Origin of the sequence: Actinomadura rugatobispora, from assembly GCF_042656285.1 — a bacterium.
GTDB lineage: Bacteria > Actinomycetota > Actinomycetes > Streptosporangiales > Streptosporangiaceae > Spirillospora > Spirillospora rugatobispora.
In genome coordinates this window covers 38298-61573 of sequence record NZ_JBHSON010000060.1, presented here as the reverse complement: position 1 = coordinate 61573, position 23276 = coordinate 38298, and the positions used below count along the sequence as shown (strand labels likewise).

Below are 23276 nucleotides of genomic sequence, written 5' to 3'. Positions count from 1 at the left end.
TCGTCCAAGATGGTCGAACATGGGGACTCCGAGCCGCGCCGGACGCTATCGAATCGACAGGCTGCTGGGTTCGGGGGGATTCGCGGCGGTCTGGCTGGGCCATGACGAGGATCTCGACGCCCCCGTCGCCGTCAAGATCCTCGCCGAACACTGGACCCAGCGCGAGGACGTGCGGGAACGCTTCGTCCAGGAGGCCCGGCTGCTGCGGCGGGTCGACTCGCACCGGCTCGTCCAGGTGCACGACATCGGCGAACTCGACGACGGCCGCCCCTACTTCGTGATGACCTACGCCGACCGCGGCAACCTGGAGGAGCGCCTGGCCTCCGGGGCGCTGCCGCTGGACGAGGCGCTGCGGTTGGCCGGGGAGATCGCCCAGGGCGTGCAGGACCTGCACGAACGCGGCATCGTGCACCGCGACCTCAAGCCGTCCAACGTCCTGATCCGCGCAACCTCCGCCAAGGGCGGCACGGGCGAGCGGATCATGCTGTCCGACCTGGGCATCGCGCGCACCGAGGACCGGCTGTCGAGCCTGACACTGCCCGCGGGCTCGCCCGGCTACATGGCGCCGGAACAGACTCAGATCGACGGCGCACCAGATCAGCGGTCCGACGTCTACGGGCTGGGCGCGCTGACCTACCACCTGCTGACCGGGGAGCCGCCGGGCGAGGAACGGTGCCCGCCCAGCGAGGTCGAGCCCGCGATCCCGCCGGCGGTGGACCGGGTCGTGCTGCGCGCCCTGGAACATGATCGGGACGCGCGCTGGCCGACGGCGGCGGCGTTCGCAGCGGCCCTCGACCGCCTGAACAGCAAGATCGACACCGATCCGCCGACCGGTGCCGCCGCGGCCCCCGATCGCCGTCGGCGGCCAGGCCGGCGGACCCTGCTGGCCGCCGGGAGCGCGGTGGCCGCCGCAGGGGTGGCGGCGGTCGCGGCCTTCCCGACCCTGGGCGACGGGGACGGGGAGGGACGGGCCTCCGACGCGGCCAACGCGGGCACCGACCCGCGAGGCCGCTGGCTGCGCACCGACGCCGACATACCGGCCCAGTACCGGACCCTGATCGTCCAGGCGGGCACGTCGTGCAAGGTGGAGGGCCTGTCCCCGGCGCTGATCGCGGCAATTCTCAAGGTGGAGAGCGGCTTCGATCCGAAGCTGTCCGATCCGGGCATGAACGAGTACGGCATCGCCCGCTGGACACCGCGCATGCTCATGCACTGGCAGCCGGGCGGGCTCGGCAACCCCGAGCCGCGCCCGGCCCAGATCACGCCAGAGCTGTCGATCCCCGCGATCGGCCGCTACCTGTGTTACTGGGGCAAGGACCTGGCCGACGCGCCCGGCGACCCCGCGCTCAACCTGGCCGCCGCGTACCGCACCTCGGCCAAGATGGTCCGGGAGTCGCTCGGCGTACCGGAGAAGCACCAGGCGTACATGGCGAGGGTCGCCAATCTCATCGAGATGTACGAACCCGCTGACCGGTCAGGCGACCCGCCCTGATCCCGGCGACGACGTCCGCGAACACGTCCCGCCGCAAGATCAGCCTCGGCCCGTCCGGATCCCTGGAGTCCCGCACACCGACCCCCAAACCAAGATCCGCCGGCTCGACGCACTCGCTCTCACCCGCGCCAGCACTGCGGCTGGACTTGCGCCAGTGGGGGGCGCTTTTCAATAGCTCGCCTTGATCGCGCGGACGAGCTCCCCGAACTCGCGCCGCTCCAAGACCAACTTCGACCCCTCCGGGTCCTTCGAGTCACGCACACCAATCGCGGCAGCAAGATCCACCAGCTCGACACAGTGGCTTTCTCCAGAACCAGCACTGTGGCTGGACTTGCGCCATTGGGGGGTGGTGTTCACAGGCCCTCCATGATCGTTCTAATGAGTTCCCTGCTCTCACCGACAGGAAGGGCGTTTCCCGAGATGCGGCCGAACTGTATCGAGAGCCAGTTCACCTGGTCAGTTGGTTCGATGATGTGGCCGCCGACTTCGGTTTCCACATACCCGAGGTCCGCCTCCTCGTCGTAGGTGAGCAACACGAACATACCCCGCGGGAAGACTGCCCTACCCGTTGGCACGACGTTGATTACCACGTTGAGCAGTTCGGACAACTCAAGCAGCTGAGCGAGCTGCTCCTTCATCACCTGAGGGCCGCCGACCACTTCACGCAGCACCGACTCACGGAACACGGACACTACGTGGGGCGGGCTCTCTCGCGTAAGGACATCCTGACGGCTCATCCGTACCGCAACGTATTCCTCGATCTTGCCCGGCGGCTCATAGCTACTGATCAGGTACCGCGCGTAAGACTCGGTCTGGAAGAGCCCGTCGATGTGCAGCGGGTGGTAGGCGCGGATCGCGCGTGCGAGGGACTCCAGATCGGTGTACTTGCGGAACGGGGACCGTTCGACCTCGCGGCTGATGTCGTGGTAGCAGTCCTCGAAGTAGGCGATTTCGGTGAGGTCGAAGAGTTTGTCGAGGCGTTGGGCGGTGTCCAGGCGGGGCGGGAGGCGGAGCGTCTCGATGGCTGTGATGCTCTCGCGCGAGATGTAGCAGGCGGCGCCGACCTGCTGGGCGGACATGCCGCGCTCGTTGCGGAGTTTCCGGAGGCGGTAGGCGAACTTGGCGGCGGCGGACTCGTGGGGCGTCTCGGGTACGGACATCGGATCCTCCCGGCTCGACGGTCGTCTTGGTAATGCCTTGACAACCGAACGTAACGGGGTTTTCTCCATGGTCAAGGGCGAAGAGGACGGGAAATCACCGTTTCGTCGCACGCATCCCTGTTATTGGTTCCGATACCGCGGCGGGACGATCATCACGACAGGTCGTCGTGCAGCGCGCGCATGAACTTCTCCCGGCGCCGCTTGTCGGTGTCCCGCCATTCGTGCGCGCAGGAGGTGCACCGCCAGTTGGGGTCGTTCGGGCGGACCTCGCTGCTGGTCCTGAGCCGCGCGACGAGGCCCTGCTCCTCTGCGCGCATCATCGGGGTTCCGGGGAAGTGCAGGCCGCCGACCAGCGGGATCGGCGTTCCGGCGCACTGCGGGCACGGTGGCGCGGTGGCGGGTGGGACCAGGGCGGGGAGCCTCCGGCCGGGCAGGGCGAACGCGTGGACACGCTGCGCGGCGCAGCCCTGGCAGGTGCCGAGGTACTGGGAGACCAGGTGATCGTCCGCCTCGGTCACGATGTTGCGCCACCACCAGCGGAATTCACCGCAGGGGCAGGTCCGGTGGGCGGCCTCGGTGAGGGCGCTGATGTTGGAGTCGTGGCCGTGTTCGACCGGCGGCTGCCGGAAGGCGTCGATCGTTTCGGCGGGATCGGCGAGCCCGTACCGCTTTCGCTTCCATGCCATGTCCTCGGGGCCCCGGTAGCCCTTTCCGGCGCATTCGAGGCATGTGCCCGGACCGGCGTTGGCCGCGGCGCATTCGCACCGTCCGTAGCCGCGGCGGCTGCGGCTGCGGGCGGTGCCTTCGCATTCCAGGCACACGGTCCAGCCGTGGCAGTATTCGCACACCACGCCGACGCCGCCGACCGTGCTGGCGGTGAAGTGGGGCTGCCGGAGATCCCGTTCGGTGAACACGACCGGGGTCCAGCCGGTGAACGTCACCATCCCGGCCCCCTGCCCCGCGTACACCATGACACTGAAGTCGTCGCCCGTGGCCGACGCGCGGATCTCTCCGGGGTGGGCCTTCCAGTGGTGTCCGGGCCATCCCGCCGCCTCGAAGGCGTTCAGGGCGGCGTCGACGACGGGTTCGGCGGGGCGGTCGTCCGCGCCGGTGGCGACCAGGAACAGGGCGCGGTGGCCGACCGGTTCGGGCCCGTGCAGCAGTACCGGGTCGGTCCACTCGCGCACGATCACCGGGGGACGCTCCGGGTAGGCCGCGGCGGCGGCCTCCAGCATCCGTTCGCGGAGGAACGCCTCAGCGGACATCACCGGCGCCTCCCTGCAAAATGATCTCTGTTCGCAGGCTACGCCCGTTCAGGACGCCGGCGGGTTCCAGACGCCTGTGGCGGCCGTCTCCTTGACGTAGTCGGCGAAGGGGCGCGGGTCGCGGCCGAGGGCGCGGCGGACGCCGTCGCCCACCCGGTCGCCCGCTCCCTGGCGGAGGGTGTCCATGAGGTCGGCGACCTCGTCGCTCAGGTCATCGGGGAATCCCCCGGAGCGGAGCAGTTCGGCGTAGGCGGTCTTCTCCAGGGGCGTGTAGCGGATCTCCCGGCCGGACGCGGCGGCGATCATCTCGGCCACGGTGCGGAACGACAGCGGCTCGGGGCCGCTCAGCTCGTAGGTCTCCCCCGCGTGGCCGTCGCGGGTGAGGGCGGCCACGGCGACGTCGGCGATGTCCTCGGCGTCCACGAACGCCTCGCGGCCCTCGCCGGTGGGCACCGCCAAGTCGCCCGCCAGGATGGGCGGGAGGAGGTAGTCCTCGCTGAAGTTCTGCGAGAACCAGGCGGGCCGCAGGATCGTCCATTCGGCGCCGGAGGCGCGCACGGCCTCCTCGGCGGGTTCCTGGCCGTGCACGACGTCGCCGTCCTTCGTGCGCGCCGACAGCAGGACGAGCCGCCGGACGCCCCTGTCCACGGCCTGGCCCACGAAGGCGGCCACGGCGGCCATGTCGACGTACTCGGCCATCGGCACGAGGTAGACGGCCCCGGCGCCGTCCAGCGCGGGGCCCCAGGTGGCGCGGTCGTCCCAGTCGAAGCGGGTTCCCGTGGTGCGGGAGGCGGCCCGGACGGGGGCGCCGAGGGTCTCAAGGCGGGCGGCGACGCGGCGGCCGGTCTTGCCGCGGGCGCCGATGACGAGGATCGGTGAGTCGTTCATGGGATCGATCCCACCGCCGCGGGACGCGTTCCTCCATGGGCGTCCGTCCCGCGGGCATGCGTGATCGTCCCCGGTCAGGTGGCGCCGTAGACGGGTTCGGGCTCGGGGGTCTGGGCCAGGAGGTCGCGGACGGCGGCGCCGACGTCGGCGGGGTCCCAGCGGGCGCCCTTGTCGATCACGGGGCCGTGGCGGAAGGCGTCCATCACGCAGATCCGGCCGCCGTCGGTCTCGAAGATCCGGCCGGTGACGGCGCGGGAGTCCGCCGAGCCGAGCCACACGACCAGCGGCGAGACGTTCTCGGGGGCCATCGCGTCGAACTCGCCCTGGGCCGGGCGGGCCATGGTCTCGCCGAACACGTCCTCGGTCATGCGGGTGCGGGCGGAGGGCGCGATCGCGTTGACGGTGACCCCGTACCGGCCGAGTTCGGCGGAGGCCACGAGGGTCAGCCCGACGATCCCGGCCTTGGCGGCGGAGTAGTTGCCCTGGCCGACGCTGCCGAGCAGCCCGGCGCCCGAGGAGGTGTTGATCACGCGGGCGTCGACCGGGCGGCCGGCCTTGCTCTCGGCGCGCCAGTGGCGTCCGGCGTGCTTGAGCGGCAGGAAGTGGCCCTTGAGGTGGACGCGCATGACGGCGTCCCACTCGTCCTCGGAGAGGTTGATCAGCATCCGGTCGCGCAGGAACCCGGCGTTGTTGACCAGGACGTCCAGCCGTCCGAACGCCTCCAGCGCGGTGGCGATCAGCCCTTCGGCGCCGTCCTCGGTGGCGATGTCGTGGGGGCTGGCGACGGCCCGGCCGCCCAGGGCCTCGATCTCCTTGACGACCTCCTCGGCCGGGCTGGCGGTGGCCTCGCCGGTGCCGTCCCGGGCGATGCCGAGGTCGTTGACGACGACGAGGGCGCCCTGGCGGGCGAACTTCAGCGCGTGGGCGCGGCCCAGGCCGCGCCCGGATCCGGTGACGGCGACGACGCGGTCCTTGCAGATCACTTGGGGTCCTCCTTGTTCGCGGTGGCGGCGTCCAGGAAGGCGGGGCGCTCTCCCCCGCCGTGCATGGTGAGGGTGGCCCCGGTGATGTAGGCGGCCAGGGGGGAGGCGAGGAAGGCGCAGACGCGGCCGACCTCGTCAGGGAAGGCCATCCGCTGGACGGGGATGGTGCGCTCGATCGCCTCGACCCCGCCCTCGTCGCCGTAGTGCAGGTGGGACTGCTCGGTGCGGACCATGCCGAGCTTGAGGGCGTTGACCCGGACGCGCGGGGCCCACTCGACGGCCAGCGAGGCGGCCATGCTCTCCAGGCCGGCCTTGGCGGCCCCGTAGGCGGCGCTGCCGGGCGAGGGGCGGGTGGCGCTGACGCTGCTGATCATGATGACCGCGCCCCCGGCCGGGGGCATCCGCTCGTACATGACCTTGGACATGATCAGCGGGGCGGTCAGGTTCAGCTCGATGATCTTGGCGTGGGTGCGCGGGTCGCCCTCGGCCAGCGGCAGGAACGGGGTGCCGCCCGCGTTGTTGACCAGGACGTCCACCCTGTCGAGGCTCTCGGCGAAGGCGCGGGCGGCGGACGCGTCCCGCACGTCCAGGGAGGCGAAGCGGGCGGTGCGCCCGGCGGCCTCGGGGAGCCGGTCGGGCTCGCGGCGGGCGACGGCCACCACCTCCGCCCCGGCCTCCAGGAACGCCCGGCTGATGCCGAGGCCGACACCGCGCACGCCCCCGGTCACCACCGCCACCTTGCCCGTCAGTTCCGGTACCGGCACGTCGCTCCCCTCTCCAGGTCGCTCTGCTACCTTCTGTTCTAACAAATGTTTGGTGGAAAGGTAGCGCATGGGAATCTCCACCACGAGCCGTCCCGGCGGGGTCGCCGAGATCGTCGTCGACGCGCCGCCGGTCAACGCGCTGACCGTCCAGGGCTGGTACGACCTGGCCGACGCGGTCACCGCCGCCGGGCGCGACCCCGCCACCGGCGCCGTCGTGCTCCGCGCGGAGGGGCGCGGCTTCAACGCGGGCGTCGACATCAAGGAGATGCAGTCCACCGAGGGCCACACCGCGCTGGTCGGCGCCAACCGCGGCTGCCACGCCGCCTTCGCCGCCGTCTACGACTGCGAGGTCCCCGTGGTCGCCGCCGTGCACGGCTTCTGCCTGGGCGGCGGCGTCGGCCTGGTCGGCAACGCCGACATCGTGGTGGCCTCCGACGACGCCTTCTTCGGGCTGCCCGAGGTCGACCGGGGCGCGCTGGGCGCCGCCACCCACCTGGCGCGGCTCGTCCCGCAGCACCTGATGCGCGCGATGGTCTACACCTGCCGCACCGTCACCGCCGCCGAGCTGCACCACCACGGCTCGGTGCTGGAGGTCGTCGCGGCCGAGAAGCTGCTGGCCACGGCCCTGGAGGTCGCCGGGACGATCGCCGCCAAGGACCGCTACGTGATCCGGCGGGCCAAGGAGTCGCTGAACGGCATCGATCCGGTCGACGTCAAGCGCAGCTACCGCTACGAGCAGGGCTTCACCTACGAGCTCAACCTGGTGGGCGCGGGCGACGCGCACCGCGAGGCGTTCGTCCGGCGAGGACGGGAGGACGGCCGGTGACCGGCACCGCGATGGACAAGGTCATGAGCGTCGAGGAGATCGCCGGAACGCTGGAGAGCGGGATGACGATCGGGATCGGCGGCTGGGGCTCGCGGCGCAAGCCGATGGCGCTGGTCCGCGCGATCTGCCGCTCGGACGTCACCGATCTGACCGTGGTCTCCTACGGCGGGCCCGACGTGGGGCTGCTGTGCGCGTACGGCAAGGTCCGCGCCGTCGTCGCCCCGTTCGTCACGCTGGACTCGGTGCCGCTGGAGCCGCACTTCCGGATCGCCCGGCAACGCGGCACGGTCGCCTTCACCGAGTACGACGAGGGCATGTTCATGTTCGGCCTGTACGCGGCGGCGCACAGACTGCCGTTCCTGCCCACCCCGGCCGGGCTCGGCTCGGACGTCCTGAGGGTCAACCCGGGCCTGCGTACGGTGTGGTCGCCGTATCCGGACGAGGACGGGAACGTCCAGGAGCTCATCGCCGTCCCGCCGCTGAAGATGGACGTCGCGCTCGTCCACATGAACCGGGCGGACGCCCGCGGCAACGCCCAGTACCTCGGGCCCGACCCCTACATGGACGACCTGTTCGCCAAGGCGGCCGGGCGCACCTACGTCTCGTGCGAGCGGCTCGTGGAGGAGCCCGGCGCGCTGCTGAAGGAGGGCCCGGTGCAGTCGCTGCTGATCAGCCGCTCGCACGTGGCGGGCGTGGCAGAGACCCCGAACGGCGCCCATTTCACCCTCGGCGAGCCCGACCACGGCCGCGACGAGGCGTTCCAGCGCCTCTATGTGGAGTCGGCCACCGATCCGGAGAAGTGGGCGGCGTTCCGCGACCGCTTCCTGTCCGGCGACGAGGCCGCCTACCAGGACGCCGTCCGGACCTGGCGAGAGGAGCGCTCATGAGCGTGACGAGGGCGGAGGTGTGCGCGGTGGCGTGCGCCGAGCTGTTCCGCGGCGACGGCGAGATCGTGGCGGCGGCGGTCAGCGGGACGGTGCCGATGCTCGGCTCCCGGCTGGCGCGCAGCACGTTCGAGCCGGGGCTGCTGACCACCGACGGCGGCCCGGCGCTGACCGCCGAGCCCGTCCCGCTGGGCGCGACGGCGGACGGCTCGGCCGCCGGAACCGAGGGCTGGCTGCCGTTCCGCGACCACCTGTGGCTGGTGCTGAACGGGCGGCGGCACGTCATCCTGGGCGCCAGCCAGATCGACCCGTACGGCAACTCCAACATCTCCTGCATCGGCGACTGGGAGCGGCCCAGGTCGCAGCTGCTCGGCATGCGCGGCGCCCCCGGCAACACGCGTGTCAACACCACCAGCTACTGGATCCCCAAGCACTCGCCGCGCGTGTTCGTGGAGAAGGTCGACTTCGTGAGCGGCATCGGCTGGGACCGCGGCGCGTACGAGATCCGCGCGGTGGTGACGAACCTGGCGGTGCTCGACTTCGCCACGCCCGACCGGAGGATGCGGCTGCGGTCCGTCCATCCGGGGGTGGAGGTGGAGGACGTCGTGGCCGCGACCGGGTTCGAGCCGGCGATCCCCGACGAGGTTCCCCAGACACGGCTCCCCACGGACGAGGAACTGCGGATCATGCGGGACGTCCTCGACCCGCGCGGCCTGCGCGAACGCGAGGTCGCGTCATGACCGAGGCGGTCCTGGACACCCCGCTGACGCGCCTGGCAGGCGTGCGGCATCCGGTCGTCCAGACCGGGATGGGCTGGGTGGCCGGGCCGCGGCTGGTGTCGGCGGTGGCGAACGCGGGCGGCCTGGGGATCCTGGCGTCGGCGACGATGACGCTCGACCAGCTGGGCGCGGCGATCCGCGAGGTCAAGGAGCGGACCGGGGAGCCGTTCGGGGTCAACCTGCGGGCCGACGCCTCCGACGCGGGCGAGCGGATCGACCTGCTGGTCAGGGAGGGCGTGAAGGTCGCCTCGTTCGCGCTGGCGCCCAAGGCGGAGCTGATCGCCCGGCTGAAGGACGCCGGCGTGGTGGTGGTCCCGTCGGTGGGCGCCCGGCGGCACGCCGAGAAGGTCGCGGCCTGGGGCGCCGATGCCGTGCTGGTGCAGGGCGGCGAGGGCGGCGGGCACACCGGCCCGGTCGCCACCACCCTGCTGCTGCCCCAGGTCGTGGACGCGGTCGACATCCCGGTGATCGCGGCGGGCGGGTTCTTCGACGGGCGCGGGCTGGCCGCGGCGCTGGCGTACGGGGCGGCGGGCGTCGCGATGGGCACCCGGTTCCTGCTGACCGCCGACAGCTCGGTGCCGGAGGAGGTCAAGCAGGTCTACCTCGGCACCCGCGAGACGGTGGTGACGCGGCAGGTCGACGGGATGCCGCACCGGGTGCTGCGCAGTGACCTGGTGGACGCGCTGGAGCGGTCGGGCCGGGCGGGCGGCCTGGTGCGGGCCGTCCGCAACGCGGCCCGGTTCCGGAGGCTGTCGGGCATGTCGTGGCGGGCGATGATCGCCGACGGGCGGGCGATGAAGCACGGCAAGGACCTGTCGTGGTCGCAGGTGCTCATGGCCGCCAACACCCCGATGCTGCTGAAGGCCGCGATGGTGGACGGCCGGCCCGACCTCGGGGTGATGGCGTCCGGGCAGGTGGTGGCGGTGATCGACGATCTGCCGACGTGCGAGGAGCTGATCGGCTCGATTGTCGGCGGAGCGGTGCGGGCGATCGAGGGGCAGCGCTCCCACCTGGCGGGTTAGCGGCCGGTGTGCACGATCTCCCGCTGCCACGCGTCGCGCGGCTGGACGTGCAGGCGCCAGTAGTGCTCGGCGATGTCGTCCGGGTCGAACGCGGTCCCGGTGGCGACGGGCCCGTCCACGGTCACCGTGGCGACGTGCACTCCGGACGGGCCGTACTCGGCGTCCAGGAGCCCGACCAGCGCCCGCACCCCGGCCTTGCCGAGGGAGAGGCTGACGTAGCGCGGGTCGGGCTCGGGCATCCCGCCGGTGACGATGTAGGTGCCGTGCCCGCGTCCGGCCATGCCGGGCGCGACGTGCGCGGCCGCGTTGACGGCGCCGACGACGTTGACCGCCCAGGCGGCCTGGTGCTCGCGGACCGACAGCTCGCCGGGCGCGTCGGGCCGGATCACGGCGGCGTTGTAGACCACGGCCTCGGGCGGGCCGAACGCGCTCGCGGCGGCGTCGAGCGCGGCCCGGAGCCCGGCCTCGTCGGTCACGTCGGCCGTCAGCGCCAGGGCCCGGCCCCCGGCCCGCTCGATGTCGGCGGCGACCGCCTCCACGGTCGCGGCGCTCCGGGCGACGACCGCGACCGGCAGCCTCTCCCGCGCGAACCGCAGCGCCACCGACCGGCCGATCCCCGGCCCCGCCCCGATCACCACCGCACCCGCCATCTCCGGCCTCCTCGCCTGGTCCTACTGGGTGTCCGGGCCGACGTTAGGGCTTCACACCGATGTGAGGGTCAAGCGCTGTCACACCTTGAGCACGAGCTTGCCCGTCGTGCCGCCCGACTCGATCCGGCGGTGCGCCTCGGCGGCCGACTCCAGGGGCAGTTCCTCCACGTTGACGTGCAGGTCGCCGAACGCCGCCGCGGCAACCGCCCGCCGCAGCGCCCGTCCGATCTCGTCCGGGCGGACGGCCGTGAAGGCGCCCAGGTTGAACCCGGCGACGGTCTTGGTCGACAGCCACAGCTCGTTGGGCGAGAGCGGCACGTCCGCGGCCGCCGAGGCGTTGCCCAGGACGATCATGCGCCCGAGCGGGGCCAGGGCGTCCAGGCTCGCCCGGCGCGCGGGCCCGCCGACCATGTCGACCACGATGTCGAAGCCCTTCCCGCCGGTCAGCCCGGCGACCCGGGAGGGCAGCTCGTCGCGCAGCACCACCTCGTCGTAGCCGAAGCCCCGCGCGACCGCCGTCTTGGCCGCGCCGCCGACCGTCCCGACGACCTGCCCGGCCCCCAGCAGGCGGGCCGCCTGGCCCAGCTGGCTGCCCAGGCCCCCGGCGGCGGCGTGCACGAGCACGCTCTCGCCCGGCTCGATCCGCGCCACCCGGTCCAGCGCGAAGAACGCCGTCGTGCTGTTGGACGGGACCGCCGCGGCCACCTCCGGCGACAGGCCGAACCCGTCGATCGGGGCCACGAGGTCCGCCGAGGTGACCACGACCTCGGCGTACCCGCCGCTGTCGACGACCGTCAGCGCCGCGACCGGCTGCCCGGGGCTCAGCCCGTCCACGTCGGCGCCGAGGGCGCGGACCCGCCCGGAGACCTCGATGCCGGGCACGAACGGCAGCGGCACGTCCGCGATGCCCTGCCGGTAGAGGATCTCGGCGAAGTTGGCCCCGGCGTACTCGACGTCGATGGAGACCTGGCCGGGGCCCGGCTCGGGGACGGGCCGCTCGTCCAGGCGCAGCACCTCGGCCCCGCCGAACTCGGGGATCGTGATCGCGCGCATCAGTAGCGGCTCCCCACGGGGGCGGGGAGGCCGTCCAGCTCGGCCAGGTCGGCCGCGGTCAGCTCCAGGGAGGCGGCCCCGGCGTTGTCGCGCAGGTAGCGGCGCTTCTTGGTGCCGGGGATGGGGATGACGTGGTCGCCCTGCGCCAGGGTCCACGCGATCGCGACCTGGGCGGGGGTGGCGCCGTGCCGGCCGGCCACCTCCCGGACGACGTCCACGATCGCGAGGTTGGCCTTCAGCGCCTCGTCCTGGAAGCGCGGGTTGCCGCCGCGGAAGTCGTCGTCCTCGAAGTCGGCGCCGGTCACGGTGCCGGTGAGGAAGCCGCGGCCCAGCGGAGAGAACGGCACGAACGCCGCGCCGTTGGCCGCGCACCAACCGACCACGTCGCCGGGCCCCTCGCCCGCCTCGCCGAAGTCGGGGTCGCCGGAGAACGCGCCCGCCGTGCCGCCGGGGACGCCCATCGGGTCCCGCGTCCACAGCGACAGCTCGGACTGGATCGCGGCCACGGGGTGGATCGCGTGCGCCTCCTCCGCCTGCGCCGCCGTGACCTCCGACAGCCCCAGGTGGCGGACCTTGCCCTCGGCCACCAGCTCGGCCATGGCGCCCCAGGTCTCGGCCAGCGGGACCTCCGGGTCGACGCGGTGCAGGTAGTACAGGTCGGCGGTGTCGGTGCCCAGGCGCCGCAGGCTCTCCTCGGCGGAGCCCTTGACGTGCTCGGGCGTGCCGTCGCGGCCCATCCCGTTCGGACGGCCCGGGGCGGCGACCAGGCCGGTCTTGGTGGCGACGAAGGCCCGGTCCCGGAACCCTCCGGCCAGCGCCCGGCCGAGCAGGCTCTCGTTGTGGCCCTGGCCGTACTGCTGGGCGGTGTCCAGGAACGTGACGCCCAGGTCGAGGGCCTCGCGGATCAGCGCGACCGAGGCGTCGTCGTCGCGTTCGGAGGAGCTGTAGGCCCAGCTCATGCCCATCAGGCCCAGGCCCACCGCGCCGACCGGGGCACCGGCGAACGCGCGGGTGGGGATGGGGCCGTTCTTCGTGGTCTCGTCCGTCATGCCCACGATCCTGGACGGCCCCGGCGGCGTCCGACAGAGTCGGCTTATCGTGGGTCTGCCACCACCACCCTCGGGATCATCCGGTCTCGGCCAGGCGGGGTCCGCTCATGAGCCGCTCCAGCCTGGACTCGGTGTCGCCGCCCGGCTTGGGGTTGTGCAGGACGAGGTGGTGCCCGGGACGGTCGGGCAGCGGCAGCACCGTCGACTCGAAGACCAGCTCGCCCACGTCCGGGTGCCGCACCGCCTTGATCGCCTGGCCGCCGGACGACACGTCGTGCCGCGCCCACAGCGCGGCGAACTCGGGGCTGGCGACCAGCATGCCCTCGATCAGGTCGGTGAACCCCTCGTCGTCGGGGTAGCGGGCCACGTCGGCGCGGAACCGGGCGACCACGCCGGGCGCCGCCTGCTCCCACTGCGTGTGCAGGGCGCGGTAGCGGGCGCTGGTGAAGAACGTCACCAGGCAGTTGTGGTCGGTGTCGCCGTACCCGAACACCGCGCGGGCCGCGGCGTTGATCGCGATGAAGTTCCAGCGCCGGTCGCGGACGTAGCCGGGACGCGGCGCCCAGGCGTCCAGCACGCGCTGCAGTTCGGGCGTGACGGGGACGGCGGGCTCGGCCTCGGCGCGCGGCGGGTTGAGCCCGGCCAGCAGGTAGAGGTGCTCGCGCTCGGCCCCGTCCAGGTGCAGGGCGCGGGCGACGGCGTCCAGGACGCTCCCGGAGACCTTGATGTCGCGGCCCTGCTCCAGCCACGTGTACCAGGACACCCCCACGCCGGCGAGCACCGCGACCTCCTCGCGCCGCAGGCCGGGCGTGCGGCGGCGGCCCGCGGAGGGCATGCCGACGTCGGCGGGGCTCAGCCGGCCGCGGCGGTTGCGCAGGAAGTCGCGCAACTCGTCGCGGCGGCGTCCGGCGGCGGAGGCGGAGTGGATCTCGCTGGTCATGCCGCCACGATAACCCCGGGCCGTCAGACGAAGGGGCGGCCCGTGTCGAGGCGGCGGCGCGCGTCGCGCAGGTACAGGTTCCACGGGAAGGCCCGCATCCGCCGCGGCATGACCCGGTTGATCCGGGCCGCCCGGCGCGTGAAGTGCGCGAACCGCGCCTGGTCGCGCTCGCTCCACGGCAGGCCCAGTTCCTCCCGGAACTCGGGCGGCAGGAAGCCCAGGGTGACGAAGCGGCTGAACCGGCCGAGCGTCCACCGCGCCGGGGCGGGCAGGAACGACAGGTCGGTCAGCGCCTGCAGGTAGGCGCGGGTCACCCGGTCCATCTCCAGCTTGCCGAGCTCCTCCTTCCAGTACTCGGCGAACGCCTCCCGGTCGGCGGGCCACAGGTCCGCGGGCACCTGCAGGGTGGTGCCGAAGCGGGCGGCGTGCGTGTAGAGGTCGTCCAGCGCCTTGTCACCGAGCGGCCCGTACAGCGCCTGGAGGACGTCCTCGGTGCCCTTGTACAGGCAGGCGGCGACCCACAGCTGCAGCTCGCGGTCGAAGGCGTTGTACTTGACGGGGCTGGAGGCGTCGGAGCGGACGAACCGGTGCGACCGGTTGACCTCCTTGCGCATCCACTCCCGCTCCTCGTCGGTGCCGTGCCAGGCGACGGCGACGTAGCTGAGCGTGGTGCGCCCCCGCTTGATCGGGTGCTTGTCGATGCGGCCGCTCTCGACCTTGCTCTCGGCGACGCCCCGGCCGACCGGGAGCCGCGACAGCTGCATGACGACGTTGGCCGACGCGGCGCTGAGCGCGAACCAGTGCAGCGCGTTGCGGACGACGTACGGGGTGTCGCCGGCGGCTCCCGCGCTCTCGTCGGCGGGCAGCGGTCGCCCGCCTGGGAGGTCGAGACGATCGGCTGCTCCGGCGGTCATGTGACCTCACTCTCGGGAAGGCGTCACGGAAGGCGAACCGGCACGCCCACCGTGACACCTGTAAGTGGTCACTTGCAACGTGATCTGGGCCACCGTCCAGCCCCCGTCTCAGCCCCGCGTCTCACCCCGCCGTCTCAGCCGGCCGCGCCCCGCTCCCGCAGCCGCGCGATCGCCGCCTCGTCGTAGCCCAGCTCGGCCAGCAGCGCCCCGGTGTGCTCCCCCAGCTCGGGGATCGGGCCCATCCGCGCCTCGGCGTCCCCGAACGTGATCGGCGGCAGGATCGCCCGCAGGTCCCCGACCGGCGACCCCACCTCCCGCCAGCGGTCGCGCTCGGCCAGCTGCGGATGCGCGACCAGTCCGTGGCCGTCGTTCAGCGTGGCGCTGGGCACCCCCGCCTCGTCCAGGCGGCGCAGCAGCTCCTCGCGCGGCATCCGCGAGGTGGTCTCGGCGACCAGCGCGTCCACCTTCCCGCGGTTGCGGACCCGGGCCTGGTTGGTCGCGTAGTCCGGGTCGGTCACCAGGTCGGGACGGTCCAGCACGCCGGTCGCCAGCGCCGCCCAGCCGCGGTCGTTCTGCACGCCGATGACCACGTCCGCGCCGTCGGCCGTCGGGTACGCGTCGTACGGCGTGATCACCGGATGCCCCAGCGTGGTCCGCCGCGGCGGCTCCCCGGTGTACATCGTGGTGTAGAGCGCCTGGCCCATCCACTCGGCGACCGCGTCGAACATCGACACCTCGATCGCCGCCCCCTCCCCCGTCGTGCCGCGCCGCACCAGCGCGGCCAGCGTGCCGGAGAAGGCGTACATGCCGGCGGCGATGTCGGCCAGCGGCGAACCCGCCTTGACCGGCGTCTCGGGGGTGCCGGTGACCGAGATCAGGCCCGCCTCGGCCTGCACGAGCATGTCGTAGGCGCGCTTGTCGCGGTACGGGCCGCGCGAGCCGTACCCGGACATGTCGACCACGATCAGCCGGGGACGCCCGGCGCGCAGCTCGCCCGCCGACAGGCCCATCCGCGCCGCCGCGCCGGGGGCGAGGTTCTGCAGGAAGACGTCGGCGCCCTCGATGAGCCGCGCCAGCACCTCGCGGCCCTCCGCGCTCTTGAGGTCGAGGGCGATCGACTCCTTGGACCGGTTGAGCCAGGCGAAGTGCGTGCCCAGCCCGCCCCGCACGTTCGAGTCGTAGGCGCGGGCGAAGTCGCCGCCGTCCACCCGCTCCACCTTGATGACGCGCGCGCCCAGGTCGGCGAGCTGGCGGGTGGCGAACGGCGCCGCCACCGCCTGCTCCAGCGCGACGACGGTGATGCCTTCGAGGGGAAGCACGACCTGGTCCCTCAGCCTTCCAGCAGCCGGCGGCCGATGATCATCTTCTGGATGTCCGCGGTGCCCTCGCCGATCAGCAGCATCGGCGCCTCCCGGTAGAGCCGCTCGATCTCGTACTCCTTGGAGTAGGCGTAGCCGCCGTGGATCCGGAAGGAGTCCTCCACGACCTCCTTGCAGTACTCGCTGGCCAGGTACTTGGCCATCCCGGCCTCGAGGTCGTTGCGCTCGCCCGAGTCCTTGCGGCGCGCGGCCATCACCATCATCTGGTGCGCGGCCTCCACCTTGGTCGCCATCTCCGCCAGCCGGAACATGACCGCCTGGTGCTCGGAGATCGGCTTGCCGAACGTCTCGCGCTGCCGGGAGTAGTCCAGGGCCAGCTCGTAGGCGCGCCGCGCCACCCCGCAGCCGCGCGCGGCCACGTTCACCCGGCCCACCTCGACGCCGTCCATCATGTGGTAGAAACCGCGGCCCGGCGTGCCGCCCAGGATCTGCCCGGCCGGGACCCGGTGGCCGTCGAACACCATCTCGGTCGTGTCGACGCCCTTGTACCCCATCTTCTCGATCTTGCCGGGGATCGTCAGGCCCGGCGCGACCTCACCGAAGCCCGGTGTCTTGTCGACCAGGAAGGTGGTCATCCCCTTGTGCCCGCCGTCCGGGTCGGTCCGCACCAGCGTCGCGACCAGGTGGGACGTGCCGCCGTTGGTCAGCCACATCTTCTGCCCGGTGATCACGTAGGAGTCGCCCTCCGGCACCGCCCGGGTGCGGATCGCCGACACGTCCGACCCGCAGTGCGGCTCCGACATCGAGAACGCGCCGCGGATCTCGCCCGCCGCCATCTTCGGCAGGTAGTGCGCCTTCTGCTCGGGCGTACCGTGCTGGGTGATCATCCAGGCCACGATGAAGTGGGTGTTGACGATCCCCGACACGCTCATCCAGCCGCGCGACAGCTCCTCCACCACCAGCGCGTAGGTCAGCAGCGACTCGCCGAGCCCGCCGTGCTCCTCGCCGATCATCAACCCGAACAGGCCCAGCTCCGCCATGCCGTCCACGATCCGCTGCGGGTAGGCGTCGGCGTGCTCCAGTTCCGTGGCGACGGGCAGGATCTCCTTGTCGACGAACGCCCGCACCGTCGCCAGGATCTCCCGCTGCTCGTCGCTCAGCCCGTACGTCTGCTGCAGCCTTCCGCCGCTCACGATCGATCGCCCTCCCTGGCTCGCCATGGTCATGTCACGCAGTGGTCGTTGTTCTCTGGGCCGTGGTCATCGGCCCTGGAATCGGGGGCGGCGGCGCTCGGCGAACGCGGCCCGGCCCTCGGCGAAGTCCGCCGAGCCGAACAGCGCCGCCTGCTCCTCGCGCTCGGCCTCCAGCATGCGCTTGAGGCTGTGGTCGGCGCGCGACAGCACCCGCTTGGTCGCGGCGATGCTCAGCGGCGCCAGCGCCGCGGCCTCGGCGGCCCGCTCCAGCGCGGCGTCCAGGGCCTTGCCGGGCGAGGCGAGGGAGTCGGCGAGCCCGATCTCGTACGCGCGCGACGCCGGGACGGTCCGCCCGAACACCAGCATCTCCTTGGCCCGGCCGAGGCCGACGCGCTGTGGCAGCGTCCACAGCAGCCCGCCGTCGGGGATCAGCCCGACCCGGCCGAACGCGGCGACGAACCGGGCGTCCTCGGCCGCGACCACGTGATCGCAGACGGCCGCCAGGGACACCCCCGCCCCCGCGGCCGCGCCCTCCACCGCCGCCACCACGGGGGTGGGGCAGGTCGCGATGAGCCGGACGGCGCGGTGCAGCGGCAGCAGCCGGGCCCGCGCGCCCTCGGCGTCGACGCCCTCGGTGTCGCGGAGATCGCCGCCGGCCGAGAAGACACCGCCCGCGCCGGTGAGCACGATGGCCCGCACGGCGGCGTCCGCGGCCGCGGCGGTCAGCTCGGTCAGCAGCCGCTCGCGGGTGGGCAGGTCGATCGCGTTGCGCGCCTCGGGACGGTCGAGCGTGAGCACGCGGATCGTCCCCTGCTCGGCGTCGTGGTCGGCGGTACGGATCACGCTGCTCCTCCCCGTCGCGGGCCAGAATTTTTTATACGATATGGCCCCGGCTCGGGGCAACGGAAGGCGACCCTGGGGCAAGGGCCCTCAGCCCTCGCGGCGGCCCCCGCCGGTTCCCTCGTCCCAGAAGCCCTGGCCCTCCAGGTGCACGACCAGCAATGTGCCCGCGTGCCGGATGTGGGTGCGCATCGCCTGCCGGGCGGCCTCCGCGTCGCCCGCCCGCAGCGCCGCGAGCACCAGCTGGTGGTCGTCGACCGACGCCTGGCTCCACCCCTGGATGCTGGAGTAGAACCGGCGCGGCGCGTACCGCACCACCAGCTGGAGCAGCCAGGCGGTCTTGGGCGAGTGCGCCGACAGGTTGACCACCCGGTGGAAGTGGTGGTTCGCGCGCTCGATGCCCTCGGAGTCGCGGGTCTTGGAGGCCCGCTCCAGCTCCTCCTGGGTGCGGTCGAGGACGGCCAGCTCCTCCTCGCCGATGGTGCCCGCGGCGCGGGCCGCCAGCTCCCCCGCGAAGTACGCCTGGGCCTCGAAGAGGTCCTGGACGTCCTGGCGGGTGAGCGGGGCCGGCATGAACCCGCGCCGCGGCTCCAGCTGGACGAAGCCCTCGCCGCGCAGCGACAGCAGCGCCTCGCGGACCGGGGTGACGCTGACGCCCAGGTCCTCGGCGATCCGCTCCAGGCGCAGGAACTCGCCGTGCCTGACCTGCCCGGCCATGATCAGATCGCGGACGTAGGCGGCCACCTCGTCGCTGAGCTGGCGGCGCCTGCCGGGCGCCTGGTCACCTGGAAGGGCCACCGTCATCGTCTCCCGCGCGCTCCCTGTGTGATGTGACCAACAAAATATAGGAAGAGCGGGCGCAGGGTGTTCACGCGAAGGTCGCGGACATGGCGGTGACGCCGCCCGGGGCGGTGATCGCCAGTTCCCCTCCGCCCTCGCCTCCGCCGTCGCCGGGCGAGCCGGTGGCGGCGAACGGCTGGCCCGCGTACACGGGGCTGCGGGCCCGGAACGACAGCTCCCGCACCTCCCGTCCCGCGCGCCGGGGCAGCTCCAGGCAGAGGATCGCCAGCAGCGGCCCGTGCACGACCAGGCCCGGGTGCCCTTCGACCTGCGTCGCGTACGCCTCGTCGTAGTGGATGCGGTGTGCGTTGTAGGTGAGCGCGCTGAACCGGAAGAGCAGCGTCGGATCGGCCGTCATCCGCAGCGTCCAGGGGGCGTCGGCCTCGGGTTCCTCGAACGAGGGCGGGGCGGGCCGGTTCGCGGGGTCCCCGCTGCGGTAGACCAGGTCCTGCTCCTCGACCGCGAGCTCCTCACCCTGCTCGGCGAAGGTGTGGCGGACGGTCACGAAGAGCATCTCGCCGCTGCGGCCCTGCTTGAGCGCCGTGGACGCCAGCTCCGACCGGCGCGTGACGGTGGAGCCGATGCGCAGCGGACGGCGGACGGTGAAGCGGCCCCCGGCGAACATGCGCCGGCGTTCGGGGATGGGCGGCAGGAAGCGCCCGGCGAGCGGATGGCCGTCGGGCCCGAGGTCCCTCTGCGCGGGACGGTCCAGGAAGTGGAGCCACTGCCACAGCGGGGGCAGGTCGCGTTCCGGAGGGGCGGTGTCCAGGACCCCGGCCAGCGCGAGCGCGGGGCCCGGCTCGATCGTCTCGGTCGTCTCGTACGGCTCCGGCGCCCAGCCCTCGACGTCGATCACGCCACCGCCCCCTTCTCGCGGAGCGCGGCCGGGTCGAGGCCGAGTTCGCCCACGATCTCGTCGGTGTGCTCGCCCAGGCGCGGAGCCGGCACGGGTTCGCGCGGCGCGGGGGCGGCGGTGTCGAGCGGGGAGGCCGGCGCGAAGATCTCACCGACGCCGGGCTGCTCGATCCGCCCCATCATCGGGTTGCCCTCCAGATCGATCTCGGAGAAGCGGCGGTAGGGCGCCCACAGCACCGAGGAGCCCTCCAGGGCCTGCGTCACCTGGGCGAGCGTGCGCGCCTCGAACCAGGGCGCCAGGAGCGCGGCGAGCGTCTCGCGGTGGGTGTAGCGGTCGCCGTCGGTGGAGAAGTCGGCCTTGAGCAGGCGCTCCAGCTCGGTGACGGTCGCGGTGAGGCCGGTGGTCTCGCAGAGGTCGGTGAAGTGCCGCGCGGTGAGGGCGACCACCATCACCCGGGCGCCGTCGGCGAGCGCGAAGTCCCGGCCGAGGCCGCCGAAGAGGTGGTTGCCGATCCGGGGGCGCTCCTGGCCGAGCTGGGCCTCGGCGAGCAGGCCCAGGTTGCCCGCCATGGCGAGGGCGACGTCGTACAGGGGCAGCCTGATCCGAGCGCCCTCGCCGGTGCGGGAGCGGCGGCGCTCGGCGGCCAGGATCCCGGTGGCGGCGTAGAGCCCGCAGGCCACGTCCCAGGCGGGGAGCACGTGGTTCACCGGCGCCGCGTGCTCGGACGGGCCGGTGACCAGCGGGAACCCGATCTCGGCGTTGACGGTGTAGTCGACGGCGGCGCTCCCGTCGGGATGCCCCTCGATCTGCACGTGGATCAGGTCGGGCCGGGTCCGCGCGAGCGCCTCGTACGACAGCCAGCGGCGCCCGACCGCGTTGGTCAGCACGATCCCCGCCCGGGACGCCAGCCGGGTGACGACCTCGCGGCCCTCCTGGCCGCGGAAGTCGACGGTGACCGACCGCTTGCCCTTGTTCATCCCGGTCCACATCAGGCTGGTGCCCGACGGGGCGAGCGGCCAGCGCCCGATGTCGGCGGCGCCGCCGAGCGGGTCGACCCGGACGACGTCGGCGCCGAGCTGGGCCAGCGTCATGCCGCCCAGCGGGGCGGCGACGAAGCTGGAGATCTCGACGACCCGCAGCCCTTCCAGCAGTGCTCCCATCCTCACCCCTTGTCATATATTTCATATGACTATAGGGGCGCGTCACGGGACGAGCGGGCAGTGGGTCCCGGTGTAGATCGTGGGCATGCAGCGGTTGCAGTGGATGCACAGCGACGGCGTGGACGCGTCCGCCGCGATCCGCGCGACCAGGTCCGGCTCGCGCAGCAGCGCCCGCGCCATCGCCACGAACGCGAACCCCTCCTCCATGGCCAGGTCCATCGTCTCCCGGCCGGTGATGCCGCCCAGCAGGATCAGCGGCAGGTCGAGCGCGTCACGGAAACGCCTGGCGTGCTCCAGCAGGAAGGCGTCCCGGTACGGGTAGGCGCGCAGGAACCGCTTGCCCGACAGCCGGACGCCCAGCCGCAGCGGCTGCCGGAAGTTGGCCGCGAACTCCGGGATCGGCGCGTCCCCGCGGAACAGGTACATCGGGTTGAGCAGCGAGCTTCCGGCGGTCAGCTCCAGGGCGTCGACCGACCCGTCCTCCTGGAGCCAGCGCGCGACCTGCACGCTGTCGTCCACCTCCAGCCCGCCCCGCACGCCGTCGCGCATGTTGAGCTTGGCGGTGATCGCGATCTCGTCGCCGACCTCGTCGCGGACGGCGCGGGCGATGCCCCGGGCGACCCTGGCGCGGCCGGCCAGGCTCCCGCCGTACTCGTCGTCGCGCCCGTTGAGCCGCGGGCTGAGGAACGAGCTGGCCAGGTAGTTGTGCCCGAAGTGGATCTCGACCGCGTCGAAGCCGGACTCGACCGCCAGCCGGGCCGCGGTGGCGTGCGCCCGCGTCACCCGCTCGATGTCGGCGGCGGTCGCGGGACGGGTGAAGCGCATGCCGAGCGGGTTGAAGAAGCGCCCCGCCGACAGCGCGGGCAGCCGGTTTGAGCTCGCGTCGGCCACCGGCCCGGCGTGCCCGATCTGGGCGCACACGGCGGCGCCCTCGGCGTGCACCGCGTCGGTGAGCCGCCGCAGGCCCGGCACCGCCTCGGGCCGCATCCAGATCTGCCGCCGCTCGGTCCGCCCCTCGGGCGCCACCGCGCAGTAGGCCACCGTCGTCATGCCCACCCCGCCCGCGGCGGGCCTGCGGTGGTACTCGATCAGCTCGTCGGTGACCAGCGCGTCGGGGGTCGCGCCCTCGAACGTCGCGGCCTTGATCACGCGGTTGCGCAGCCGGACCGGGCCCAGCCGGGCCGGCGCCAGCACATCGGGTGCCATGGCGCGGTCAGAGCCGTTCGATGATCGTGACGTTGGCCTGGCCGCCGCCCTCGCACATCGTCTGGAGGCCGTACCGGCCGCCGGTCCGCTCCAGCTCGTGCAGCAGCGTGGTCATCAGCCGGGCGCCGGTCGCGCCCAGCGGGTGGCCCAGCGCGATCGCGCCGCCGTTGGGGTTGGTCCGGCCGGGGTCGGCGCCGGTCTCCTTCAGCCAGGCCAGCACGACCGACGCGAACGCCTCGTTGATCTCGACGGCGTCGATGTCGCCGATCGTCATCCCGGTCTTCTTCAGCGCGTGCGCGGTCGCCGGGATCGGCGCCGTCAGCATCCGGATCGGGTCCTCGCCGCGCGCGGACAAGTGGTGGATCCGGGCCCGCGGCGTGAACCCGTGGTCGCGGACAGCCCGCTCGGAGGCGATCAGCAGCGCCGCGGAGCCGTCGGAGATCTGCGAGGACAGCGCGGCGGTCAGCCGGCCGCCCTCGACCAGGGTCCTGAGGCCCGCCATCTTCTCCAGGGTGGTGTCGCGGCGCGGCCCCTCGTCGGCGGCCGCGTCCCCGTACGGGGCGATCTCGCGGACGAACCGGCCCTCGTCGATGGCGCGGATCGCCTTCCGGTGCGAGTCGTAGGCGAACTCCTCCATCTCCTCCCGCGAGATGTCCCAGTCGCGGGCGATCATCTCCGCGCCGGCATACTGCGACACCTCCCGGTCGCCGTACCGCCGCGTCCAGCCCGCCGACCCGGCGAACGGCCCGTCGGTGAAGCCCAGCGGCTCGGCGGCGGTCATCGCGTACCCGATCGGGACCTGCGACATGTTCTGCACGCCGCCCGCCACCACCAGGTCGGAGGTGCCCGACAGCACCGCCTGCGCGGCGAAGTGCACCGCCTGCTGGGACGAGCCGCACTGCCGGTCCACGGTCACGCCCGGGACCTCCTCCGGCAGGCCCGCGGCCAGCCAGCAGGTGCGGGCGATGTCGCCCGCCTGCGGGCCGACCGTGTCGACGCAGCCGAAGAGCACGTCCTCGACCGCGGCCGGGTCGGCCTGCGAGCGGTCCATGAGCGCCGTCAGCACGTGCGCGCCCAGATCCGCGGGATGCACCGCGGCCAGGGAGCCGCCGCGGCGCCCTACCGGCGCGCGGACCGCCTCGACAATGAACGCCTCGGGCATGGGGGTCTCCTTCGCAGGGGGGGGTGAACTG

General features: G+C 73.0%; 25 protein-coding genes. 5 read left to right on the top strand and 20 right to left on the bottom strand.

The features are described from left to right. Positions 1-19: 19 nt before the first annotated feature. Positions 20-1492: a serine/threonine-protein kinase gene (locus ACFPZN_RS35355; RefSeq protein WP_378286772.1), complete on the top strand. Its 1473-nt coding sequence runs from the start codon at positions 20-22 to the stop codon at positions 1490-1492. Here the strand turns inward: ACFPZN_RS35355 and ACFPZN_RS35350 are convergent. The 7 genes from ACFPZN_RS35350 to ACFPZN_RS35320 form a co-directional block, all read right to left on the bottom strand. Then, entirely contained in the window at positions 1446-1664 is a 219-nt protein-coding gene (locus ACFPZN_RS35350) for a DUF397 domain-containing protein (RefSeq protein ID WP_378286771.1), read from the bottom strand. The two genes, ACFPZN_RS35355 and ACFPZN_RS35350, sit on opposite strands and share 47 nt — an antisense overlap. Beyond that, a complete protein-coding gene (locus tag ACFPZN_RS35345; protein WP_378286770.1) occupies positions 1661-1849 on the bottom strand; it encodes a DUF397 domain-containing protein in 189 nt (62 codons plus the stop codon). The genes ACFPZN_RS35350 and ACFPZN_RS35345 overlap by 4 nt, the downstream gene beginning before the upstream one ends. Next, entirely contained in the window at positions 1846-2652 is an 807-nt protein-coding gene (locus ACFPZN_RS35340; RefSeq protein WP_378286769.1) for a helix-turn-helix domain-containing protein, read from the bottom strand. Before ACFPZN_RS35340 ends, ACFPZN_RS35345 begins: the two co-directional genes overlap by 4 nt. Before the next feature lie 152 nt (positions 2653-2804). Further along, complete coding sequence (locus tag ACFPZN_RS35335; protein ID WP_378286768.1) at positions 2805-3917, bottom strand: hypothetical protein; 1113 nt, start codon at positions 3915-3917, stop codon at positions 2805-2807. A 48-nt stretch (positions 3918-3965) separates the two neighbouring features. Continuing rightward, on the bottom strand, positions 3966-4805 hold the full coding sequence (locus ACFPZN_RS35330; protein WP_378286767.1) for an NAD(P)H-binding protein: 840 nt from the start codon (positions 4803-4805) through the stop codon (positions 3966-3968). Between the two features lie 74 nt (positions 4806-4879). Next, positions 4880-5788, bottom strand: coding sequence for an SDR family oxidoreductase (locus tag ACFPZN_RS35325; protein ID WP_378286766.1), 909 nt, complete (start codon positions 5786-5788; stop codon positions 4880-4882). Then, the gene (locus ACFPZN_RS35320) at positions 5785-6552 is read right to left on the bottom strand and encodes an SDR family oxidoreductase (protein WP_378286765.1); all 768 of its coding nucleotides are present in this window, start codon (positions 6550-6552) and stop codon (positions 5785-5787) included. The genes ACFPZN_RS35325 and ACFPZN_RS35320 overlap by 4 nt, the downstream gene beginning before the upstream one ends. Positions 6553-6619: 67 nt before the next feature. Between ACFPZN_RS35320 and ACFPZN_RS35315 the strand changes: the two genes are divergently transcribed. Genes ACFPZN_RS35315 through ACFPZN_RS35300 form a run of 4 tightly spaced genes read left to right on the top strand, consistent with a single transcriptional unit; the run spans position 6620 to position 10063 of the window. Further along, complete coding sequence (locus ACFPZN_RS35315) at positions 6620-7378, top strand: enoyl-CoA hydratase family protein (protein WP_378286764.1); 759 nt, start codon at positions 6620-6622, stop codon at positions 7376-7378. A gap of 11 nt (positions 7379-7389) precedes the next feature. Next, on the top strand, positions 7390-8265 hold the full coding sequence (locus tag ACFPZN_RS35310) for a CoA transferase subunit A (RefSeq protein ID WP_378286792.1): 876 nt from the start codon (positions 7390-7392) through the stop codon (positions 8263-8265). After that, entirely contained in the window at positions 8262-9002 is a 741-nt protein-coding gene (locus tag ACFPZN_RS35305; protein ID WP_378286763.1) for a CoA-transferase subunit beta, read from the top strand. The genes ACFPZN_RS35310 and ACFPZN_RS35305 overlap by 4 nt, the downstream gene beginning before the upstream one ends. Next, positions 8999-10063 (top strand): NAD(P)H-dependent flavin oxidoreductase, encoded by a 1065-nt coding sequence (locus ACFPZN_RS35300; protein ID WP_378286762.1) that lies wholly within the window; start codon positions 8999-9001, stop codon positions 10061-10063. The genes ACFPZN_RS35305 and ACFPZN_RS35300 overlap by 4 nt, the downstream gene beginning before the upstream one ends. On the opposite strand, the gene ACFPZN_RS35295 is transcribed toward ACFPZN_RS35300, so the two are convergent. The 13 genes from ACFPZN_RS35295 to ACFPZN_RS35235 form a co-directional block, all read right to left on the bottom strand. Continuing rightward, positions 10060-10713, bottom strand: coding sequence for an SDR family NAD(P)-dependent oxidoreductase (locus ACFPZN_RS35295; protein ID WP_378286761.1), 654 nt, complete (start codon positions 10711-10713; stop codon positions 10060-10062). The two genes, ACFPZN_RS35300 and ACFPZN_RS35295, sit on opposite strands and share 4 nt — an antisense overlap. A 78-nt stretch (positions 10714-10791) precedes the next feature. Then, positions 10792-11766: a quinone oxidoreductase family protein gene (locus ACFPZN_RS35290; RefSeq protein WP_378286760.1), complete on the bottom strand. Its 975-nt coding sequence runs from the start codon at positions 11764-11766 to the stop codon at positions 10792-10794. Next, positions 11766-12785, bottom strand: a complete 1020-nt coding sequence (locus tag ACFPZN_RS35285; protein ID WP_378286791.1) for an aldo/keto reductase — start codon at positions 12783-12785, stop codon at positions 11766-11768. The genes ACFPZN_RS35290 and ACFPZN_RS35285 overlap by 1 nt, the downstream gene beginning before the upstream one ends. A 106-nt stretch (positions 12786-12891) precedes the next feature. Beyond that, positions 12892-13755, bottom strand: coding sequence for a helix-turn-helix transcriptional regulator (locus ACFPZN_RS35280; RefSeq protein ID WP_378286759.1), 864 nt, complete (start codon positions 13753-13755; stop codon positions 12892-12894). Between the two features lie 23 nt (positions 13756-13778). Then, positions 13779-14669 carry an oxygenase MpaB family protein gene (locus tag ACFPZN_RS35275; RefSeq protein ID WP_378286757.1) on the bottom strand — a complete coding sequence of 297 codons (891 nt, stop codon included), beginning with the start codon at positions 14667-14669 and terminating at the stop codon, positions 13779-13781. Between the two features lie 134 nt (positions 14670-14803). After that, positions 14804-15988, bottom strand: a complete 1185-nt coding sequence (locus ACFPZN_RS35270; RefSeq protein WP_378286755.1) for a CaiB/BaiF CoA transferase family protein — start codon at positions 15986-15988, stop codon at positions 14804-14806. Between the two features lie 11 nt (positions 15989-15999). Then, entirely contained in the window at positions 16000-17181 is a 1182-nt protein-coding gene (locus ACFPZN_RS35265) for an acyl-CoA dehydrogenase family protein (protein ID WP_378286754.1), read from the bottom strand. A gap of 66 nt (positions 17182-17247) precedes the next feature. After that, on the bottom strand, positions 17248-18024 hold the full coding sequence (locus ACFPZN_RS35260; protein WP_378286752.1) for an enoyl-CoA hydratase/isomerase family protein: 777 nt from the start codon (positions 18022-18024) through the stop codon (positions 17248-17250). A gap of 87 nt (positions 18025-18111) precedes the next feature. Continuing rightward, positions 18112-18825, bottom strand: coding sequence for a GntR family transcriptional regulator (locus tag ACFPZN_RS35255; protein WP_378286750.1), 714 nt, complete (start codon positions 18823-18825; stop codon positions 18112-18114). A gap of 64 nt (positions 18826-18889) precedes the next feature. Further along, positions 18890-19717, bottom strand: coding sequence for an HTD2 family dehydratase (locus ACFPZN_RS35250; RefSeq protein ID WP_378286748.1), 828 nt, complete (start codon positions 19715-19717; stop codon positions 18890-18892). Beyond that, a complete protein-coding gene (locus ACFPZN_RS35245) occupies positions 19714-20877 on the bottom strand; it encodes a CoA transferase (RefSeq protein WP_378286746.1) in 1164 nt (387 codons plus the stop codon). Before ACFPZN_RS35245 ends, ACFPZN_RS35250 begins: the two co-directional genes overlap by 4 nt. A gap of 42 nt (positions 20878-20919) precedes the next feature. Next, positions 20920-22083, bottom strand: coding sequence for an NADH:flavin oxidoreductase (locus tag ACFPZN_RS35240; protein ID WP_378286744.1), 1164 nt, complete (start codon positions 22081-22083; stop codon positions 20920-20922). A 7-nt stretch (positions 22084-22090) separates the two neighbouring features. Further along, positions 22091-23245 (bottom strand): acetyl-CoA C-acetyltransferase, encoded by a 1155-nt coding sequence (locus ACFPZN_RS35235; protein ID WP_378286742.1) that lies wholly within the window; start codon positions 23243-23245, stop codon positions 22091-22093. Positions 23246-23276 lie beyond the last annotated feature (31 nt).

What these genes read in the sequence shown, in the direction of transcription:
- ACFPZN_RS35355 (WP_378286772.1), top strand. Translation starts at nt 20, where the DNA reads ATGGGGACTCCGAGCCGCGCCGGACGCTATCGAATCGACAGGCTGCTG.
- ACFPZN_RS35340 (WP_378286769.1), bottom strand. Translation starts at nt 2,652, where the DNA reads ATGTCCGTACCCGAGACGCCCCACGAGTCCGCCGCCGCCAAGTTCGCC.
- ACFPZN_RS35335 (WP_378286768.1), bottom strand. Translation starts at nt 3,917, where the DNA reads ATGTCCGCTGAGGCGTTCCTCCGCGAACGGATGCTGGAGGCCGCCGCC.
- ACFPZN_RS35330 (WP_378286767.1), bottom strand. Translation starts at nt 4,805, where the DNA reads ATGAACGACTCACCGATCCTCGTCATCGGCGCCCGCGGCAAGACCGGC.
- ACFPZN_RS35315 (WP_378286764.1), top strand. Translation starts at nt 6,620, where the DNA reads ATGGGAATCTCCACCACGAGCCGTCCCGGCGGGGTCGCCGAGATCGTC.
- ACFPZN_RS35310 (WP_378286792.1), top strand. Translation starts at nt 7,390, where the DNA reads ATGGACAAGGTCATGAGCGTCGAGGAGATCGCCGGAACGCTGGAGAGC.
- ACFPZN_RS35305 (WP_378286763.1), top strand. Translation starts at nt 8,262, where the DNA reads ATGAGCGTGACGAGGGCGGAGGTGTGCGCGGTGGCGTGCGCCGAGCTG.
- ACFPZN_RS35300 (WP_378286762.1), top strand. Translation starts at nt 8,999, where the DNA reads ATGACCGAGGCGGTCCTGGACACCCCGCTGACGCGCCTGGCAGGCGTG.
- ACFPZN_RS35295 (WP_378286761.1), bottom strand. Translation starts at nt 10,713, where the DNA reads ATGGCGGGTGCGGTGGTGATCGGGGCGGGGCCGGGGATCGGCCGGTCG.
- ACFPZN_RS35290 (WP_378286760.1), bottom strand. Translation starts at nt 11,766, where the DNA reads ATGCGCGCGATCACGATCCCCGAGTTCGGCGGGGCCGAGGTGCTGCGC.
- ACFPZN_RS35280 (WP_378286759.1), bottom strand. Translation starts at nt 13,755, where the DNA reads ATGACCAGCGAGATCCACTCCGCCTCCGCCGCCGGACGCCGCCGCGAC.
- ACFPZN_RS35275 (WP_378286757.1), bottom strand. Translation starts at nt 14,669, where the DNA reads ATGACCGCCGGAGCAGCCGATCGTCTCGACCTCCCAGGCGGGCGACCG.
- ACFPZN_RS35255 (WP_378286750.1), bottom strand. Translation starts at nt 18,825, where the DNA reads ATGACGGTGGCCCTTCCAGGTGACCAGGCGCCCGGCAGGCGCCGCCAG.
- ACFPZN_RS35245 (WP_378286746.1), bottom strand. Translation starts at nt 20,877, where the DNA reads ATGGGAGCACTGCTGGAAGGGCTGCGGGTCGTCGAGATCTCCAGCTTC.
- ACFPZN_RS35240 (WP_378286744.1), bottom strand. Translation starts at nt 22,083, where the DNA reads ATGGCACCCGATGTGCTGGCGCCGGCCCGGCTGGGCCCGGTCCGGCTG.
- ACFPZN_RS35235 (WP_378286742.1), bottom strand. Translation starts at nt 23,245, where the DNA reads ATGCCCGAGGCGTTCATTGTCGAGGCGGTCCGCGCGCCGGTAGGGCGC.